Here is a 17,664-nt window from a genome sequence, read left to right on the forward strand (position 1 = left end):
CAGGTCGCGGTTGGAGATCATGGGATCTAGCCGAGAAGAAATCATGCAATTTGGTCTGAATTTCCCATTTTGCGTCGTCTGCTCGGAAAGTCGTCCGTTTTACATGGTTTTGATACAGACTGTTGATCCGCGGCGCTTATGGAGATATATATTTGTCACGCCACGATAACGAGAATATGTGGAGGTGGGCGTGCGCGATTCGGAGGAGTTATTGCGCCTGATCTATGGCGCGTTGGTCGGCGCTGGTATTGACCTCGATGCGGTAGACGAGGTGTTGGAGTTTTCTTGCGAGCAGATGAGCGACCCGTCACGGCGCGCTCGTCATGTCTGGCAGGTCAACTTCTGGCGCGCAGTCGAACAGGTTTCGGGTGATCCGGACATCGGCGTGCATCTATGTCCGCATTTGCCGCTTTTTCGCAACAGCGCGATCGAGTATCTGTTTCTCAGCTGTAAGACGTTCGGCCAGGCCTGCCGTCTGGCATTGCGCTACGATCGGCTGATCAGCGACGCGTTTCATGGAGAGGTCTATATCGAGGACGGCGTGGGTGTCGCGCGGATTACCGGAACCAATGGTAGCGATTCGATCCTGCGCCACTCGGAGGTTTGTTTCGTCTACGGCGTGATCGATTTTCTCGCTCATATGACTCAAGGCGCTTTCGTAGCCGAACGCGTGCATCTGTGCTGCGATCCCGGTCTGGCGCGAGACGACTACGAACGCACATTCGCCTGCCCCGTGAGTTTCGGCGAGACCTCGAGCGAAATTCGCTTCGATGCCGAGCTTTTCGATCTGGAAAGTGCGTATCACAACCCGGAGATGTTGGCGATTCACCGTGAACATGCGGACCGGGAAGTCACGAATTTGAAGAGTCAGGACACGATCGACCGGTTGCGTTCTGCCATCATGCGACGACTTCCCGGATCGGAAGGCGTCGATATCGAGCTCGACGATATCGCCGGTGATGTTGGCGACAACGGCCGCCATGTCCGCAGTGAACTGGCTGCAGCCGGCACCTCCTTTCGCAAGCTCGTGCAAAGCGTGCGATTCCACATGGCCTGTCGACTGCTCTCCCACTCGGGCGCGGCAACCGAAGCGATCGCGGACCTGCTCGGCTTTTCCGGTGAACGCGCCTTTCGACGTGCCTTCAAATCGCTTTCGGGGCTGACGCCGTCCGAGTACCGAAAGATGGAGCGTCTCGACCGCCATGCGCTCAAGGACCCCTACGAACTGCTGTCGCGGATGATCGAGATCGACAGCTGACCGAGCGAGTTCATCGCCTATCGGTTTCGCGATGTGCCGGCCGAATTTCCACGCGGCTTTGTTTCTCGGCAGGACTTTTCAGCGCGCGTTGTCACGATCATTCAACGGTATTTCCAAGCCGGGACGCTGATTTGTCGCGGGATTAATTCCCAATTTTTCGTCGATAAATTCAACTTTAAATCAATAAATTAGACGAAAGGGGACCGCGCTGACAAACGTGTGCGTCAGTACGGTCCTTGTTCTCAATGCGACGAATCCGGTTGGTTATAGGGCACGTCCAACGGGCGTTGGCCAGAAGACAAACCAACGGGGAGCGGCCTGCGACGGCCGACAATGCTATGACAATTAAACGAGGGGAAGCCGGTGCTTCGGGCATCGGTCACGCCGCAGGCCTGGCGCTGCGCGGCGCATTCACGGGGCTGTGTCTTGCGGGCGCGCTAAGCGCCTGCTCATCGGGCGGTGGTGGCGACGGCGGCCAGGGTGGCGACGGTCCCAATCCGGGCGATGTGGTCGGCGGCGGTGCCGATCCGAGCGTTGCATTCAGCTATCCGGTGAACGGCCAGGACAACGTCTACGTCAAGTCGCAGATCGCGGTCGCCTATCGCGGCGATGTCGATGGCGATCCCGGCCTCACGCTGGCGGTCGACGGCACGCCGGTCGATACCAACGTCGAGCGCGATAGCAATCAATCCAACATCTTCCGCCTGAGTGTGCCGGGCGGCGGCGACGTCGAGCGCGCGGGCCTCGAGCCCAACACCAGCTACACCGTGCAGAACGGCGCCGGCGATACGCTGTTTTCGTTCACCACGCGAGCTTACGACGGGCGTCCCGGCGAGGGCGCATTCAGCGTTGCGCGGCTCTCCCGTATCGGTGATCGCAACGTGCCGTTCACCGAGTTCAACCCCATTCGGGCTCGCTTTTCCAGCCCCGTCGACGAAGGCAGTATCGAACTCTGCGATGCCGGCGAAACCCTGGGCACCGACTGCACCGTGTCGGTTACCGGCCCCGATGGCGCCGTACCCGGCCGCCTGACTGTGCTGGGCTCGGATATGACCTTCGACCCCAGCAGCGATCTGGGCGACGGCACGCCGAGCAGCCGTAATGCAGCCGATTACGACAGCAGCGATCTCGTGGGCGGCCAGACCTACACCGTCGCCTTCGACGGCGTGCGCTCGGCCTTCGGCGACGAACTGTCGACCAGCTTCAAGGTCACCCCGGTCGCCATCAGCGAAGGCGACAGCGTGGATACCGTTCAGGCGCTGTCGATCACGGGTGGCCGTGGCGACAACCCGCTCAACGGCGGCTTGCGCAATCTCGTCAAGATCAACTCCCAGCTGATTGGCGGCAACGACCAGCCGGCGTCGAACGCCGACGATCGCGGTGGGCTTCTCACGCGTCTGGCGGGCACCACCAGCGGCTCGCGCTACAACGGCACCTTCCCGGGCCTGATTCCCGCCGGTCAGCAGTTCGACCTCACGCCGCTGGCGCTCAAGCTCAACGGCGACGTCGATACGCCGATCAACACCGACAACATCCGGGTGCGCTTCGCCAACGACGCCGATGTCTATCTGGTGAGCAACGCGCCGCTGGCCGGCATCGAGGCCCCGACCCAGGTGCTGCTGCGCTTCGATCTCGGCATCAGCACCGCCGTTCCCCAGGGGAATCCGATCGCCGCGCTGTCGAATGGCGTCTTCAACCAGACCGCCATGGATATCGTGGCCGCCGGCCTGGCCGTGCCGCAGCCCAATGGCGATATCAAGCTCACTACGCTCGGCAGTTTCCCGGTGTCGGTGAACCGTACGGGTAACGCGATCGTCGACTTCGAATTGGAGCTGACCCTGCCGAACCCGAGTGCGTCGGACATGATCACGGTGGACGCCGATACCACCGCGCCGCGCATTACCGCGCAGTATCCGAGTGGCTGTCTATATACATTCAATACGCAGGATGCCGCTGGCAATCCGCTGTTTGAAAGCGGTTCCGTGGTGGGCGGTATCGACGGCACCACGACGCTGTCCGACACCGAAGCCAACTGCATTAGCGTTCTGAGCCAGCGCGAGATTCTCAACGCGGATGATATGGAGGCGCCGGACGCGCTACTTAACTTCCCCGAGCCGCGTGCGGACAGCCTGCCGTTGCGTTCGAACCCGTCATTGACTTTCTCCGAACCGGTCGACCCGATCAGCCTCGGGGCGAATATCACACTCACCAACAATGCCGATAGCTCCGAAGTACCCGTGCGTCTTCGCAGCGAAGGCTCCAGTGTGGTCATCGATCCGGTCGAGGCGCTGGAGCCGGATACGCAGTACACCGTTCAAGTCGGTCAGGGCATTACCGATCTGGCGGGCAATGGCCTGGAAGGCAACTTCCCCGGCAGCACCCTCGTGTCGAACATTACCTTCAACACCGAACCGATGGTGATACCGCGAGAAGCCGATGGCCAGCCGACCGATGTCAGCCAGGATCTCACCCAGCGACGTGCCGTACGGCAAGCCGCGCCGTTCCTCACGGTTTTGACGCCCGGTATGCCGTGCCCGTTGATGCAGTCCTCGGACGAGCCGGAATCGGACTTCCGTAGTGGCGGGGATATCGCAGGGCGCTGTGTCGGCGATTCTGCGACGGCATCGGGAGATTTCCCAACGCCGAACCCCTTTCCTGACGGAACGCAGTATCCGGCGCCGAGCAGTGCCAAGGTCGTGTATCCGGTATTCAAGGAGCCGGCCAACAATACCGTCGATGCGTATTTTTCCAAGCCGGTTCAGGCCAGCACCATTCAGATGGCCAATGGGTGTCTGATTGGCGGTAGCGGCAATACGAACAGCGACGCTACGGTTGCAGTTCAGATCATGGACGGAAGCGGCCAATGTACTGGCGTTGTACCCGGTGCTCTCGCACTGCTGACGCCAAGCGACACGTTGACGCGCGGTTTCAGTTTCCGTCCGACGGATGCGTTCGTGCCCGGCCAGCGCTACTGGATCGTCGTTTGCGGTAGCGCAGACGACACACAAGGCACGGGGGCGAGCGACTGCTCAACCGGAAAGACGGTCCTAGGCCAAAACGGCCTGAGGCTGAATACCAATTCGCTTCTGGGTACCGGTACGCGGGTCAGTGCCTTTGGTGGCACCCAAAACGGGCAGCCGAATCCTGCGCCGCCGGGTACTTGCGGCGCCGGTATTACCGATATACCAAGTGGCGGAGGTAACGTTTATTGCTACGACGATAACCGGGCCCAGGGCGGACCCGACATCGTCATGCCGTTCGACGGTGCGCCCGCCACTCGGGATTTCTATGCGACGACTCTGGCGTTGCCGGAGACCGATACGAATGGAAACGGAATTTTCGATAACACGCCCTATGGACAAGATCGCATCGCCCTGGGCATGAACGACATTGGGGGGCAGCTTACGGATGAAACCACGTACGCCGCGAACCAGGTATTCGATGATTCGTTCGGGCGTGAACGGTCCCAGCCCGCGAACATCGTATTCAGCGCTACCCTTCAAGGCCTGCTTCCTGGCGCGGGGGCCGAAGCCGGCTTCCTTTCGGGCGGTCGTCCGGTCGCTATCCGGCAGTTGAACGACGGAGAAAGCTGCGCGCCGGCGAATCAGGTCACCTTCAACGATGGGACGTCGGTGATCGGTAATAGCGCGCCGAGCCAGTGTCTGCCCGTCGACTTGTTGCCTGGCGGTTTCACTGCGATCACGAGTCTGGCGGCCGGCAATATCGCACCGACCGGTCGTACACTGCTGCGCTTCCCATACGGCGTTGACGGCAACGGTCAGTCGACCGATAAGCCGCAAAGTGGTTATATCGTGCCGGAATGCCAGGGAAGCTTTCAGGGCGAGGACTATGATTATGCCCCCTGCTTCGTGGCCAATCTGCGCCTCACGGTCAATGGCAACGACGGTATAAGCAGTGAGGGCACGAACTTGGCTATCCCGCAACAGGACCTGAATGTCCGCGTTTTTGGACCTGTCGCATTCGAACAGAACGGCCGCTTGGTGATTTCGACCAAGAATGCGAATGCCTTCGCGATCGTCGCCTATCTCACGACGGGCCCCAACTTCCCGCCGGCCCCGTTGCCCGCGCCTACGCAGGCCGGGGATCAATCCCTGCAACTCATCGGCCCTGCCATCCACGGCGGTCTGTCGTTCCCGGTGCGCTAGCGGCGTCTGCAACTCACAAGGGCCGCCCGGCCGGGCGGCCCTTCAATAATCCTTAACAAGACACGAGGGGAGAACCATGGGGACCCATCATTCATTACGTACGCGTGTGGCCGCCGGGGCGGCCATCGGACTCATCGGCCTGAGCTGTGCGATGCCCGTCTTCGCCCAGGGCGGCGGCGGGGCGATGCGCGACCTGCAGCTGGAAGAACAGACCAACAGCCTGTTCGGCGACGCGCTCGACTTCATCAAGCACAACACCTACATCCGTCTTGGCGTGGGCCATCTGGCGTATGAGGGCAGCTCATCCGAGCTCAAGGTCGAAAATGCGCAAGGCCTGGCGGCCCAAGCGTTCGGGCCGGGCGAATCCAAGCTCGACAATACCGGGTCGGGGCTGGGCGATAAGACTTTCCCGGCAGGCACCATCGGGCTGTACGTACCCTGGACCGGCCGTCACCTGGCGACCGAGGTCACGATTTCGGCCCCGATCAAGCTCGACTTTCAGGTCACCGGTCGAGCCGCCAATGAATCGCTCGCGCCCGAGGTGCTCGATGACGGTACCGGCAACGCCATTGCCACCGGTGTGCCGGCGATCGGCAAGAACATTGGAACGCTCAAGACTTTCCCGCCGAATATCAGCCTGGTCTACCGGCCCTGGGTCGATACCCCGGTGCGCCCGTTCGTGGGTGTGGGGGCCATGTATCTCTACACCTTCGATACCGACATATCGAACGAATTTCTCAATTCGCAGAACGAGCCCGAGCTATATCTTGAAAAACCGGTCGCTTGTACTGCAAAAGCCGGCGTGGACGTCGATATCACGGATCAGCTGTTCTTCACCCTGTCGGCGGAGTACATCGGCTGTGCAACGGTCAAGGCCAAGCTGAACAATATAAGCGTACGAGCCCCGAACCTGTCGGATCAGTTCGGCGCCATCGACGTCGGCACGATTTCAAGCGAGAACAAGTTCGAAGCGATCCTGTATCAGGCCGCTTTCGGTATCCAGTTCTAGGCTCCACCGGTCCTGCGGTTTGGCCGGCACCGACACATCGCCTCGTGTAACCACTGAAGGCCTTGTCTCCCTTGTGTCTTCAGTTTGTCGGCTGCTGGCCTTCTTTTCAATTGCGATCGACGCGCCAACGCGTCGGGAGAGAGATCATGCATAACATATTCAAATGGGCGGCAGTGGGCACGGCGAGCGCGTTGCTGCTGTCGGGCTGTGGGCTCATCTATAAACCGACCGGCCATGTGCTCAACCATTACACGCTGGACGAGGCCGTGCCCTACAGCCTGGCCAGTGGAGACTTGAACAAGACGACCTGTGGCACCGGGCTGGCGTTGAGCCAGCTCATGGGCTCTTTTTCTAGGGTGATCAACCGCCCGGCACGTACGCTTTTGTCGACCAATACGCTGGCTGCGATGTGCTCCGAGTCCCAGGCGCAGGACGCGCACCTGCTAGTACTGCGCAACCTGCATAACGGCAATGTCGATGCCGCCCGCGACAACCGTATTATCGCCCAGCGTTGGGAGCGCATCACGGCGTTGCGGCGGTATCAGGTCTTCAAGGACACCGAGCGCGCCTACGGGGATTTGGGTGGCCAGGGATGTCCGGACCTGACCAACGAGATGGGCACGGAACTGGACAAGCTGCAGTTTCTGGTCGGGACGCTGACCTCGGTACAGGGCGTGCTCAGCGATATTCAAGCCAACAGCACCGTGGGTATTCCACAGGATATCGCCGCCCGCGCCGGACGTGCCAGCCAGTGTCTGGACAACCAGCAGTGGTGGGGCGTGCCGGATGCGCTGGAAGCGATCGTGTGGCTGTCGGTGCCAGGCAATGCGCCGGAGGGCGCGGATCCCTGGGCACAGCTGGAGCGCTCGGCCGCGATCGGCGAGCGTCAGGGCATGGCCCTTGCGCCCATGCTGTATGCGCTGGCCGCCTACGGGCAATCCGATACGGCACGCGAGAAAGTGGGTATCGAACGGGTCGCCCGGACCTACAACAGCGATACCCGGCCAAGCGAGTTCCAGATCCTCAATGAGGTCGCCTACAGCCAGGCGCAATACCTGAGCGACCGCCTCTGGATGGCCGACAGCGGCCATCGCACGCCGTTGCTCGCGCTCGGCACGTTTCCGGGCGATTCCGACAACAGCGAAAGCGATTTCAATGCGGAGGATTTCCTGTAGGGCCTGACGTGGCAACGGGCCGCCGCGAACGGCGGCCCGTTGTCCATCTCGGCTGGAGCCATGTCGGTGAAGCGATCTCGTCGAACCGCATTCGCGGTGCCGCCATGCGCTGGCGCCGACGGCCCACACGTCGAACGCTGTGTGCGCTGCGGTGAGGGTGGTTTGAAAACCGTTGTACTGGATATCGGCATGGTGGCGCGTGTGTGCCCGGGCTGTGGTCGCCAGACCGTGGTGGACGTCGACCGGCCAGCATCTGCAACGAAAAACAATCGGTTGGTTAAGGAACAATAGTCATGAAACGAATCAATATCCTGCGCTGCGCGACCGCGATTGCGGTCCTGGCCTGCAGCGCGTTCGGAACGTCAGCGTTTGCGCAGTCCGATGTGCAGACACGGACCTTTTGTATCTACGATCCGATCGGGGCCAATGGCTTTATCTATCAGGCGCTGCAGGATTACGTGTTGCAGGCGCGTGCATGGGGCTACAAGCTGGAGACCCGGGCCTATACCGATGAGGCGGTGGCGGCGAGCGATCTGAAGGCCGGCCAGTGCGATATCGCCTCGCTGACCGGTGTGCGCACGATCCACTTCGTCAAGTTCGCTGGCTCGCTGGATATGGCTGGTGGCCTGCAGACCTACGATGAAGAAAAGACCGCCATTCGTGTGATGTCCAGCCCGAAGGCCGCGCATTACATGAAGCAAGGCCCCTACGAAGTCATCGGCGTCGTGCCGTTGGGCAAGGCCTTTCTGTTCGCACGCGACCGGCACCTGCTCGACAGCATCTCCAATATCGCCGGGAAGAAAGTGGCGGTGCTCTCCTACGACAAGCAAGCCTCGACGCTGGCCAATGTGGCCGGTGCATCACCGGTGGGTGCGTCCATCGCCAGTTTCGGGCCGATGTTCAACAATGGCAGCGTCGATCTGGCCTATGCGCCGGCGTTCGCCTACAACGCACTCGAGCTCTACAAGGGGCTTGGCACGAAGGGAGGCATCGCCGATTTCGTGCTGGGTATGCTCTCGGGCCAGCTTATCGCGCGCGCCGACCGTTTCGATGCGGACTTCGGCCAGAAGTCGCGTAGCTGGGTGTTCGACAATATGTTCGATTCCACGCTTTCTCGTGTGACCGGTGCAGAAGACGAGATTCCGGAAAAGTTCTGGGTTCATATCAGTGGCGAGCGCGATCAGAAATACCGCGAGATGTTTCGCACGGTGCGCGTGAAATTATGGGAAGAGGACTGGTACAGCCATCGCATGCAGCATCTGCTCAAGAAAATCCGCTGCTCCAGTGATCCGGGGCTCGCGGAATGCAGCCTGGACAGCGAAGGGGGGGCGGTTAACTAGCGGTCGGTCTGTAGTGGCACGTGAGTCAGGCGATCGCCGAAGGCAGGCGGTCGGCCTGGATCACCCCATGCGGTTATCGATATCACTCGTTGGTCCGCGCCACTGAAGTAACGCTGTATCGCCGGTTCGACAGGCGTCATGGGATCAATTGCCGTAGGTCCGCGATCTTCACGCTTGTAGCCACGGCGGCAATCGGCTCGCGCCGCGTTGAGCTGGCGGCAATCGGCATTTCGCTCAAGCTGCAGGAGGGCGGTTATGTCACCCAATATGCATAGTCTTGGCGCCTGGTTTGCCGGCATCATTCTGGCCGGGGCGGGCATGGCCATCGCGAGCGCCGACAGCGGTGTTCCGACTCGCTCGATCTGTGTCTACGACCCGGTGGGGGCCAGCGGGCCGGTGATCGAACAGTTTCAGGACTACATCATCTTCGCCCGCGAGCACGGCGTGGCATTCGATCTGCGTGCCTATACCAGCGAAGACGTAGTCGCATCGGATTTCAAGGCCGGACGCTGCGATGCGGCCGGGCTGACCGGTATCCGCATGAAGCAGTTCGTGCCGTTTGCCGGCAGTCTCGATATGGTCGGCGGGCTGCAGACCTACGATCAGGTGCATACCGCGATCAAGGTGATGGCCAGTGACAAGGCCGCGCCGCTCATGCGCGACGGCGGCTACGAGATTGCCGGCGTCGTGCCGGGCGGCAAGGTCTATCTGTTTTCCCGCGAGAAGCGTTTTCTAGACAGCCTCGAGGCCGCGGCCGGCAAGAAGGTCGCGGTGATCGGTTATGACAAGCAGGCGCGTGTGGTCGCCAACGTGGCCGGTGCCTCGCCCGTGCCGGCGACGATCGCCAGCTTCGGGCCGCTGTTCAACAACCACAGTGTCGATATGGCGTACGCGCCGGCGATCGCCTACAAGCCGCTGGAGCTCTACAAGGGGCTCGGCGAAAACGGCGGCGTCGCCGATTTCGTACTCGGCATGCTGTCGTTGCAGATGGTCGTGCATCGCGATCGCTTTCCCGACGGCTTCGCCGCCGCCTCGCGCCGTTGGGCGGTCGACAATGCCTGGGGCCGTGTGATCACCCGGATCCGTCAGTCCGACGACGAAATTCCGGATCGCTACTGGGTGCATATCAACGGTGAACGCGAGACCAAATATCGCAGCATGCTGCGCGAGATCCGCCAGCGCCTGTGGGATCAGGGCTGGTACGACCACCGCATGCAGCATCTGCTCAAAAAGATCCGCTGTTCGACGAACCCCGGCGTGGCCGAATGCAGCCTGGACAGCGAAGGCGGCGCAATCGAATGAGTACAATGAGTCACTGTGAGCGCAGGGGTTGCATGGCGCCTGGGCCGCGGCCTTCTAACCGGTTGCCGTTGTGGCCGGAACGGCCGTTCGAGCGATCGGCGCTGCCGCCCGTGCTGCGGTATTGCGCATGAACGCCGCTCTGTCCGGTTCCGTCACGCGTAAGGGCGATCAGTCTGGCGATGACAGCGGCCGCCGTGACCGCAGTACATGGATGCGGCGCGCCACTCGGCTGGCGATCTGCGTATTCGGATTAGCGTTGCTCGGGCTGGCCCCCGCCGCGCTGGCGATGACGCCGGCGCGCAAGGCCGCCTGCGATACGGTGCTGACCCTGCGCGGCTGGCATCCGCCGCTGGCACTGGCCGGCGATGTGCCCGAGACGCAGGCGGTGTCGTTACTGCGCGATCACCTGAACTGGCAGCGTAATGTGGTGACCGCCACCCGGCTGGACCCGGATGTCGACGCAGTGCGAGCGGCGTTGTGGGATGCGGTACGCGATTTCAATCTGAGTGGCCTATACCGGACGTTGCCGACCGAGGACGGGGATTGGCGTGCCTTGACGTTGCAAGGTCGTCCGGCATCGTCCGCGTATCGGGTGAGCCGGATCGCGCCCGACGCGTTCGACCAGCCCCTGGGCGCGTTGGGAGAAACCACGTCGCAGCTGTCCATGCGACCGGGCGTCGTGCCGCCCGAGGGCCCGGCCGGCGATCGCTACAAGGTGCGCGCGCGTATGCGCGCCGACATCGGGCCCATCGAATGGGCAAACGTGCTCGAAGCCGCGTGGATGAGTCTTGATCATCTGACCACGACCGCACCGCTGCCGGCGCCCAGCGGCGGCGGGTTCTTCGGTGGCACCGGCAGCGATGCGGAGATTCTGCTGCAACTGCAGCCGGCTTTTCCGAACTTTTTTCGCTGGTATCTCGGCATATCGAACATTCCGGACATACTCGCCCCGGATAGCGCGCGATCGCCGGCCGAACACCTGCATCTGGTGGTCCAGCTCGACCAGGGATTGCGCGAGCACTACCCGCGGGTCGCCGATTATCTGGAACAGATCAAGGGCTTCATATCGGCCCAGGTCTCGATCGAGAACGATGCGGGGCGCTGGCTCGATATCGACCTGGACAGCGTGCAACAGCGTCTCGTGGTCGATGCCTGGGTCAAGGACGGGCATCTGGTGCCCAGTCGCGACGGCACGCCACGCCTCGATGCCATCGACCCCGCCGAAACCCTCGATCACCTGTCGTACCAGTCCGTCGCCGATATCAAGCTCAAGGCGCTGGGGGTAACCGTCCGTCTCGATCAGTGGCCGATCGACTGGACGTACCGTCGGTCGAATGACGGGGCTACCTACGACGGGCGCATCGTCACGCAGCCGAAGGTAAGCGTCGGCGGCGCCGCGCTCGGGTTCATTCCCACCGGCGTGGTCGATGCCGTGATTCCGAACAATATCGAAGGCATCGTGAACGACTTCATGCAGGTGCTCACGCAAAGCAACGGCGGCGCGGGGGCAAAGCTGGACGTGTCGTTCGAGCAGGTATCGCAAGACAGCAGCCTTTTATCCGTTGCTGCGGACGGCGACATGCTGGACAACTTCTTCGTACGGTTCGCGGTCAGCCTGATCAACAAGCGTGTGCTACCTGACAGCGCCCAGGTCGAGGGCCTCAAGCGCCTCATCGGAGCCGGGCTGGACGCGCTGACCGACGATCTCGACATCCTCGTCGCCGCACAACATGGCATGCGTGGCGCTGGCCTAACCGAACTGGTGGCGCAATGTCGGGATGCCTCGTCGACGTGGTGATGACCCAATCATGCAATGCAACCCGGACCGCTGCGAGTGCGGCTCAAGTGGATGGCCTTGCACGTTGCTGCCCAGCCTTGGTGACCATGCGATCCGGCCAGTCGGCACAGCTCCTTGGCGATTCGTCTGCGGTGGCTTATCTGTGCGCTAACGATGGCCGGCTAACCGTCGACGCGATCAGCGTCAGATCGCCAGGTTCTGGGTCGTCTGATTCCGGATCAAAAGCGATGAACTCGAAATGATCATCAAATCTGCTCACGACTGGAGGGCGCCACTCGTCAGCTCCGTTGGCTGGAGGAAATGGCGAGTGCGCCGTACAGCGCAGAACCAAATGCTGCCAGCCTGCGACTGGTTCAAGTCCTGATCCATCCGACCCGGAGCCAACCGATGAAGACCCAACGATGTCCAAAATGCGCAAGCTTTGGCGTGGTCCCGATCCGGCGCCGTGCGTGGCGCAAGATGCTTCGGCTGCGCAACCACATGCGCTGCATCGATTGCGGAAATCGCTTTCGCAGTCGAAGTGGCTAACCGGGCCCCGCATTCGTACCAGTACTCGCGATGTCGATCCGAGCGAGCTGGTTTTCTCGGCTATGGAATGAGTCAGGAACGATGTCGCCTCGAGCATGGCAGACACTGCAGCGATGCCAACGCGGCGACCAGATTGACCCGGTGGGGCGGCAGGCGCGCGACCGCGCTCACCGCAGCTTGAAAGGTGCCGTCGCCGAAGAAGTCGCACGGATCACGCGCGGTCTGCAGCGGCTGATGCAAGCGCTGCACACGCAGCGGCAGACCATCATCAAACGGTCGGGAGTTCGTCAGCCGCTGTTGATTCAGCGTTTCCAGGACCACTTGGCCGCCAGGTCCGAGTGGCTTCAAACGCTTGAAAGACAGCGTTGGGGATCAGTCATGTGCTGTCTGGATTTCAAGAGATTCGGACCCGCCGTGGCGGCGGATTCTTAGCGCCAAATTATTACTGCTGACGGCAGTCCATCGTGGGCGGGCGGCTCGCTGAACAACGCGTAGACATCCCGGGCTGCTTCAGGCGCCTGATTATTTGGCACGGTTCAACACCGGATTCGCTCTATACGCTCAGATGCCTGTTCACGATCTCGTCGGTGAGTTCCGCGATACCGCCCTGGGCGACCAGCCGGCCGTTGTCGAGGATGCGGAATTCGTCGGCCACGCGTCGGGCGAAGGGCAGTTTCTGTTCGACCAGCAGCACGGTGAGCCCGTCCTCGCGGTTGAGCTTTTCGAGCGTGTCGCCGATCTGGGCGACGATGTTCGGTTGAATGCCTTCGCAGGGCTCGTCGAGAATCAATAGCGTCGGGTCGAATACCAGCGCCCGGGCGATCGCCAGCTGTTGCTGCTGGCCGCCGGACAGGTCGCCGCCGCGTCGGCTGCGCATGTCCTTCAATACCGGGAACAGTTCGAAGACCCGGTCGAGTGCCGCGCGCGACCGATCGCGGCGCACGTACAGCCCCAGTTCCAGGTTCTCAGCCACCGACAACTGGCCGAAGATCTCGCGGCCCTGGGGCACATAGCCGATGCCCAGCCCCGCGCGCTTGTCGGCAGGCAGCTTGAGCAGATCGGTATCGCCGAAACGAATCTCGCCGGTGGCCGGCACCAGCCCCATGATGGTCTTGAGCAGGGTTGTCTTGCCCATGCCGTTGCGGCCCATCAGGCAGCTGATCGCGCCCGGGGTGACGTCCAGATCCACATCCCACAGGATATGGCTGCCGCCGTAGTACTGGTCGAGCCCGCGGATGATCAGGCTCGGCGCGGCGTCGGTTTGGGGGGCGGCATCATTCACCGAGATAGACCTCCACGACCTTAGGGTCGTTCTGGATCGCGTCCATCGAGCCTTCGGCGAGCACGCGGCCTTCGTGGAGCACGGTCACGGTTCGGGCGATCGAGCGTACGAATTCCATATCGTGTTCGACCACGACCACCGAACGCTTGCCGGCCAGACGCGTGAGCAGTTCGGCCGTGCGTTCGACTTCCTGCGGCGTCATGCCGGCGACCGGTTCGTCGACCAGCAACAGTTCCGGCTCCTGCATCAGCAGCATGCCGATTTCCAGCCATTGTTTCTGGCCGTGCGACAGCGCGCCGGCGAGCGTCTGGGCGCGCGCCTCGAGGCCGATGAGCTCCAGCGTTTCGTCGATATGTGCGGCCTGTTCGCTGGACAGGCGCGCGAACAGCACCGGCCAGACGCCGCGTGCACCGGCCATCGCCAGTTCCAGATTTTCGTGCACGGTATGGTTTTCGAACACCGTGGGTTTCTGGAACTTGCGCCCGATACCCGCCTGGGCGACGCGTGGTTCGTCGAGCGTGAGCAGGTCGATGTTCTGGCCGAACCAGGCCCGCCCCGCGTCCGGGCGTGTCTTGCCGGTGATCACGTCCATCATGGTGGTCTTGCCGGCGCCGTTGGGGCCGATGATGCAGCGCAGTTCGCCGGCGTTCACATAGAGGGTGAGCGCGTCCAGCGCCTTGAAGCCGTCGAAGCTCACGGTGATGTCCTCGACGTAGAGGATCGTGCCGTGGCGCACGTCGGGCTTGGCACCCGCCGCCGGGCGGTTGACGAAATCGAACACCCGCGATCGATCGAAGAAACTCTCCACCAGGGCCGGTTTTTTCATGACGGCTCCTTGCGACGCATCCGCCGGCGTAATTGCGATACCAGACCGACGATGCCCTTGGGCAGAAACAGGGTGACGGCCACGAACAGCGCGCCCAGTGCATAGGGCCAGATATCCGGAAAGGCGCCGGTCAGCCAGGTCTTGGCGAAGTTGACCACGCCCGCGCCCAGCGCCGCGCCGTAAAGCGTGCCGCGTCCGCCGACCGCGACCCAGACCACCGCCTCGATCGAGGCGATCGGCGAAAACTCGCTCGGGTTGATGATGCCCACCTGCGGCACGTACAACGCGCCGGCCACGCCCGCGAGCATGGCCGAAATCGTGAAAATCCAGACCTTGTACAGCTCCACGCGATAGCCGGTGAAGCGGGTGCGGCTTTCGGCATCGCGAATGGCCTCGAGCACGCGCCCGGCGCGCGAGGTGACGATGAAACGCGCGATCAGAAAGCCGATCAGAAGCCCCACGCCGGAGGCCACGAACAGTCCCACGCGGGTGCCGTCGGCCGACAGGCTGTAGCCGAGGATGTCCTTGAAATCGGTCAGCCCGTTATTGCCGCCAAAGCCCATCTCGTTGCGAAAGAAGGCGAGCATGAGCGCATAGGTCATCGCCTGGGTGATGATGGCGAAATACACGCCGGTCACCCGCGAGCGAAACGCCAGCCAGCCGAACACCAGCGCCAGCAGGCCGGGCACCAGCACGACCATGGCCATGGCGACGGCGAATATATCCATGCCGTGCCAGTACCAGGGCAGGGTGTCCCAGTTCAGAAACACCATGAAGTCCGGCAGGACCGGGTTGCCGTAGACGCCGCGATCGCCGATCTGGCGCATCAGGTACATGCCCATGGCATAGCCGCCGAGCCCGAAGAAGGCGGTATGGCCAAGACTCAGAATGCCGCAATAACCCCAGATCAGATCGAGGGCGACCGCGAGCAGGGCATAGGTGAGGTACTTGCCCACCAGTGCGACGGTGAAGTTCGATACGTGCAGCGCGCTGGACGGCGCGACCAGCAGATTGCAGATCGGAATGGCCACGGTCAGGGCGATCAGCGCGAGCACGAAGATCAGGCTGCCCGTATCCCCGAGCATGCGTGTGAGAACGGGACCGTGGTTGGCATGAGTGCGTGTCATCAGCTGCCCTCCGCCGTGCGGCCTTTCTGCGGGAACAGCCCGCGCGGTCGCCGCTGAATGAACAGGATGAGGAAGATCAGCACGATGATCTTGGCCAGCACCGCGCCGGCCTGCGGCTCGATGAACTTGGTCAGCACGCCCAGCGACAGGCCCGACACCAGCGTGCCCCACAGATTGCCGACGCCGCCGAAGACCACGACCATGAACGAATCGATGATGTAGCTCTGGCCCAGGTTCGGGCCGACGTTGGTCAACTGGCTCAAGGCCACGCCCGCGATGCCGGCCACCCCCGAACCCAGGCCGAAGGTGAGCGCGTCGAGGCGCTGCGTGCGGATGCCCATCGCCCGTGCCATATCGCGGTTCTGCGACACCGCGCGTACTTTCAGGCCCAGCGAGGTCTTGTGCATGACCAGAATGAGAGCCGCGAACACCGCCATCGAAAACGCCAGGATCACGAGCCGGTTGGCGGTGAGCGCGAACAGATCGTTGAACCGGATCAGGCCGCTCATCCATTCCGGCGAGGCCACCGACCGGTTGAGCGGGGTGAACACGCTGCGCACCAGTTGCTGCAGGAACAGGCTCACGCCGAAGGTGGCCAGCAGTGTTTCCAGCGGCCGGCCGTAGAGCCATTGCACGATCGAGCGTTCGATGAGAATGCCCACCAGGCCGGAGACAAGAAACGCGGCCGGCACGGCCAGCACCAGCGCGACGCCGATATGGCCGGGCAGCAGCTGTTGCATGACAAAGGCCGTATAGGCGCCGAGCATGATCAGCTCGCCGTGGGCCATGTTGATCACGCCCATCACGCCGAAGGTGATCGCCAGGCCGATGCCGGCGAGCACCAGGATCGAACCCAGGCTCAGGCCGAAGAACAGGGTTTCGAGATAGTCGTAGACCGTGCGCCACCAGTCGACACGTTCGACCTGGGCGGCGGCCGCCGCACGCAGGCGCGCCTGATCGGCATCGGCCGTATCCTCGGGAATGAGGATGAGCATGTTCTTGAGACGGTTGTAGACCATCTGGCTGTTGTCGCCGGACAGCCGCTCGATGGCCTCGAGCTTGGCGGCGTTGTCGCCGGTGTTCAGGTCGTTGATCGCGAGCGCGCGGTCGATGGCTTTGAGCACGTCGTCGTCGGTTTCGCTGGCGCGATGCGCGCGCATGGCGTCGGCGGCATTGTCGTCGAGCTTTTCCGACATGGTTTCGACCGCGGCCAGGCGCGTATCGGCATCGTCGGCGTCGAGTTCGAGCTGGGCCTGGGCCACGCCGATGTTCTGACGCAGGCCGATGTTGGTACGCACTGGCTCGAAATCGCGCGTGGAGGCGCTGCCGGCCGGCTCGAAGGTGATCGGGTCGCGCAGGGCGTAGTCGTCGCCGTTGTCCTCGGCCACGAAGACCTTGTCGTCGGCCTTGCGAACCACCAGCCGGTTGTCGGCAAAAGCGGCCAGCAGCTCGGCGGTATGCGCCCGTGGGTGGGCGGCGAGCGCGGTCACGATGCGCCGTTTTTCCGGATAGTTGGCCGTGGCAAGCGCGGCGACGGTGCCGTCGTAGTCGAAGCCGTTGTCTTCGGACGGGGCGTCGTCGGGCGTGGCTGTCGTGGCATCGGCCGAGGCCGTGCTGCCATCACCCGTTTCGGCCGATGCCGACGGCGTCGATGGTGTGGCTGCGCTGTCAGCCGCGGGCGCGGTAACGGCGCTGCTCGGATCGTCGCCGCTCGGATCGTCCTGGGCCGTCGCCGCGGCCGTGGCGAACGCGAGGCCGAGCGCGAGGATTATCGCGATCAGGCGGCGCGCGGTGCCGGTTGTTCTGGTTCTGTCCATGGCGGACTCGTTGGGTGGCCGAAGACACCGGGCCTG

At 62.7% G+C, this 17,664-nt stretch carries 13 protein-coding genes; 8 read left to right on the top strand and 5 right to left on the bottom strand.

Annotated features, from left to right (window positions below):
- Positions 1-190 precede the first annotated feature (190 nt).
- The 8 genes from T31B1_RS06740 to T31B1_RS06775 all read left to right on the top strand — a co-directional run bounded on the left by T31B1_RS06740 (position 191) and on the right by T31B1_RS06775 (position 12,048).
- Complete coding sequence (locus tag T31B1_RS06740) at positions 191-1,258, top strand: AraC family transcriptional regulator (RefSeq protein WP_353248668.1); 1,068 nt, start codon at positions 191-193, stop codon at positions 1,256-1,258.
- Positions 1,259-1,596: 338 nt separating this feature from the next.
- A complete protein-coding gene (locus tag T31B1_RS06745) occupies positions 1,597-5,424 on the top strand; it encodes an Ig-like domain-containing domain (RefSeq protein WP_353248669.1) in 3,828 nt (1,275 codons plus the stop codon).
- Between the two features lie 76 nt (positions 5,425-5,500).
- Positions 5,501-6,433, top strand: coding sequence for an OmpW family outer membrane protein (locus tag T31B1_RS06750; RefSeq protein ID WP_353248670.1), 933 nt, complete (start codon positions 5,501-5,503; stop codon positions 6,431-6,433).
- A gap of 146 nt (positions 6,434-6,579) precedes the next feature.
- The gene (locus T31B1_RS06755) at positions 6,580-7,608 is read left to right on the top strand and encodes a hypothetical protein (protein ID WP_353248671.1); all 1,029 of its coding nucleotides are present in this window, start codon (positions 6,580-6,582) and stop codon (positions 7,606-7,608) included.
- A 293-nt stretch (positions 7,609-7,901) separates the two neighbouring features.
- Positions 7,902-8,948 (top strand): putative solute-binding protein, encoded by a 1,047-nt coding sequence (locus tag T31B1_RS06760; protein ID WP_353248672.1) that lies wholly within the window; start codon positions 7,902-7,904, stop codon positions 8,946-8,948.
- A gap of 20 nt (positions 8,949-8,968) precedes the next feature.
- The gene (locus T31B1_RS06765) at positions 8,969-9,223 is read left to right on the top strand and encodes a hypothetical protein (protein ID WP_353248673.1); all 255 of its coding nucleotides are present in this window, start codon (positions 8,969-8,971) and stop codon (positions 9,221-9,223) included.
- Positions 9,204-10,250, top strand: coding sequence for a putative solute-binding protein (locus T31B1_RS06770; protein ID WP_353248674.1), 1,047 nt, complete (start codon positions 9,204-9,206; stop codon positions 10,248-10,250). Before T31B1_RS06765 ends, T31B1_RS06770 begins: the two co-directional genes overlap by 20 nt.
- Before the next feature lie 127 nt (positions 10,251-10,377).
- Positions 10,378-12,048, top strand: coding sequence for a hypothetical protein (locus T31B1_RS06775; RefSeq protein ID WP_353248675.1), 1,671 nt, complete (start codon positions 10,378-10,380; stop codon positions 12,046-12,048).
- A 600-nt stretch (positions 12,049-12,648) separates the two neighbouring features.
- Here the strand turns inward: T31B1_RS06775 and T31B1_RS06780 are convergent.
- The 5 genes from T31B1_RS06780 to urtB form a co-directional block, all read right to left on the bottom strand.
- Positions 12,649-12,897, bottom strand: a complete 249-nt coding sequence (locus T31B1_RS06780; RefSeq protein ID WP_353248676.1) for a hypothetical protein — start codon at positions 12,895-12,897, stop codon at positions 12,649-12,651.
- Between the two features lie 232 nt (positions 12,898-13,129).
- Complete coding sequence (gene urtE, locus T31B1_RS06785) at positions 13,130-13,858, bottom strand: urea ABC transporter ATP-binding subunit UrtE (protein ID WP_353248677.1); 729 nt, start codon at positions 13,856-13,858, stop codon at positions 13,130-13,132.
- Entirely contained in the window at positions 13,851-14,684 is an 834-nt protein-coding gene (gene urtD / locus T31B1_RS06790) for an urea ABC transporter ATP-binding protein UrtD (RefSeq protein WP_353248678.1), read from the bottom strand. Before urtD ends, urtE begins: the two co-directional genes overlap by 8 nt.
- Positions 14,681-15,811 (bottom strand): urea ABC transporter permease subunit UrtC, encoded by a 1,131-nt coding sequence (urtC, locus tag T31B1_RS06795; protein ID WP_353248679.1) that lies wholly within the window; start codon positions 15,809-15,811, stop codon positions 14,681-14,683. The genes urtD and urtC overlap by 4 nt, the downstream gene beginning before the upstream one ends.
- Complete coding sequence (urtB, locus tag T31B1_RS06800) at positions 15,811-17,628, bottom strand: urea ABC transporter permease subunit UrtB (protein WP_353248680.1); 1,818 nt, start codon at positions 17,626-17,628, stop codon at positions 15,811-15,813. Before urtB ends, urtC begins: the two co-directional genes overlap by 1 nt.
- Positions 17,629-17,664 lie beyond the last annotated feature (36 nt).

The organism is Salinisphaera sp. T31B1, from assembly GCF_040361275.1.
Lineage (GTDB): Bacteria > Pseudomonadota > Gammaproteobacteria > Nevskiales > Salinisphaeraceae > Salinisphaera.

Coding starts and splice junctions, on each gene's coding strand:
- T31B1_RS06745 (WP_353248669.1), top strand. CDS start 1,597: ATGACAATTAAACGAGGGGAAGCCGGTGCTTCGGGCATCGGTCACGCC.
- T31B1_RS06750 (WP_353248670.1), top strand. CDS start 5,501: ATGGGGACCCATCATTCATTACGTACGCGTGTGGCCGCCGGGGCGGCC.
- T31B1_RS06755 (WP_353248671.1), top strand. CDS start 6,580: ATGCATAACATATTCAAATGGGCGGCAGTGGGCACGGCGAGCGCGTTG.
- T31B1_RS06760 (WP_353248672.1), top strand. CDS start 7,902: ATGAAACGAATCAATATCCTGCGCTGCGCGACCGCGATTGCGGTCCTG.
- T31B1_RS06770 (WP_353248674.1), top strand. CDS start 9,204: ATGTCACCCAATATGCATAGTCTTGGCGCCTGGTTTGCCGGCATCATT.
- T31B1_RS06775 (WP_353248675.1), top strand. CDS start 10,378: ATGAACGCCGCTCTGTCCGGTTCCGTCACGCGTAAGGGCGATCAGTCT.
- urtD (WP_353248678.1), bottom strand. CDS start 14,684: ATGAAAAAACCGGCCCTGGTGGAGAGTTTCTTCGATCGATCGCGGGTG.
- urtC (WP_353248679.1), bottom strand. CDS start 15,811: ATGACACGCACTCATGCCAACCACGGTCCCGTTCTCACACGCATGCTC.
- urtB (WP_353248680.1), bottom strand. CDS start 17,628: ATGGACAGAACCAGAACAACCGGCACCGCGCGCCGCCTGATCGCGATA.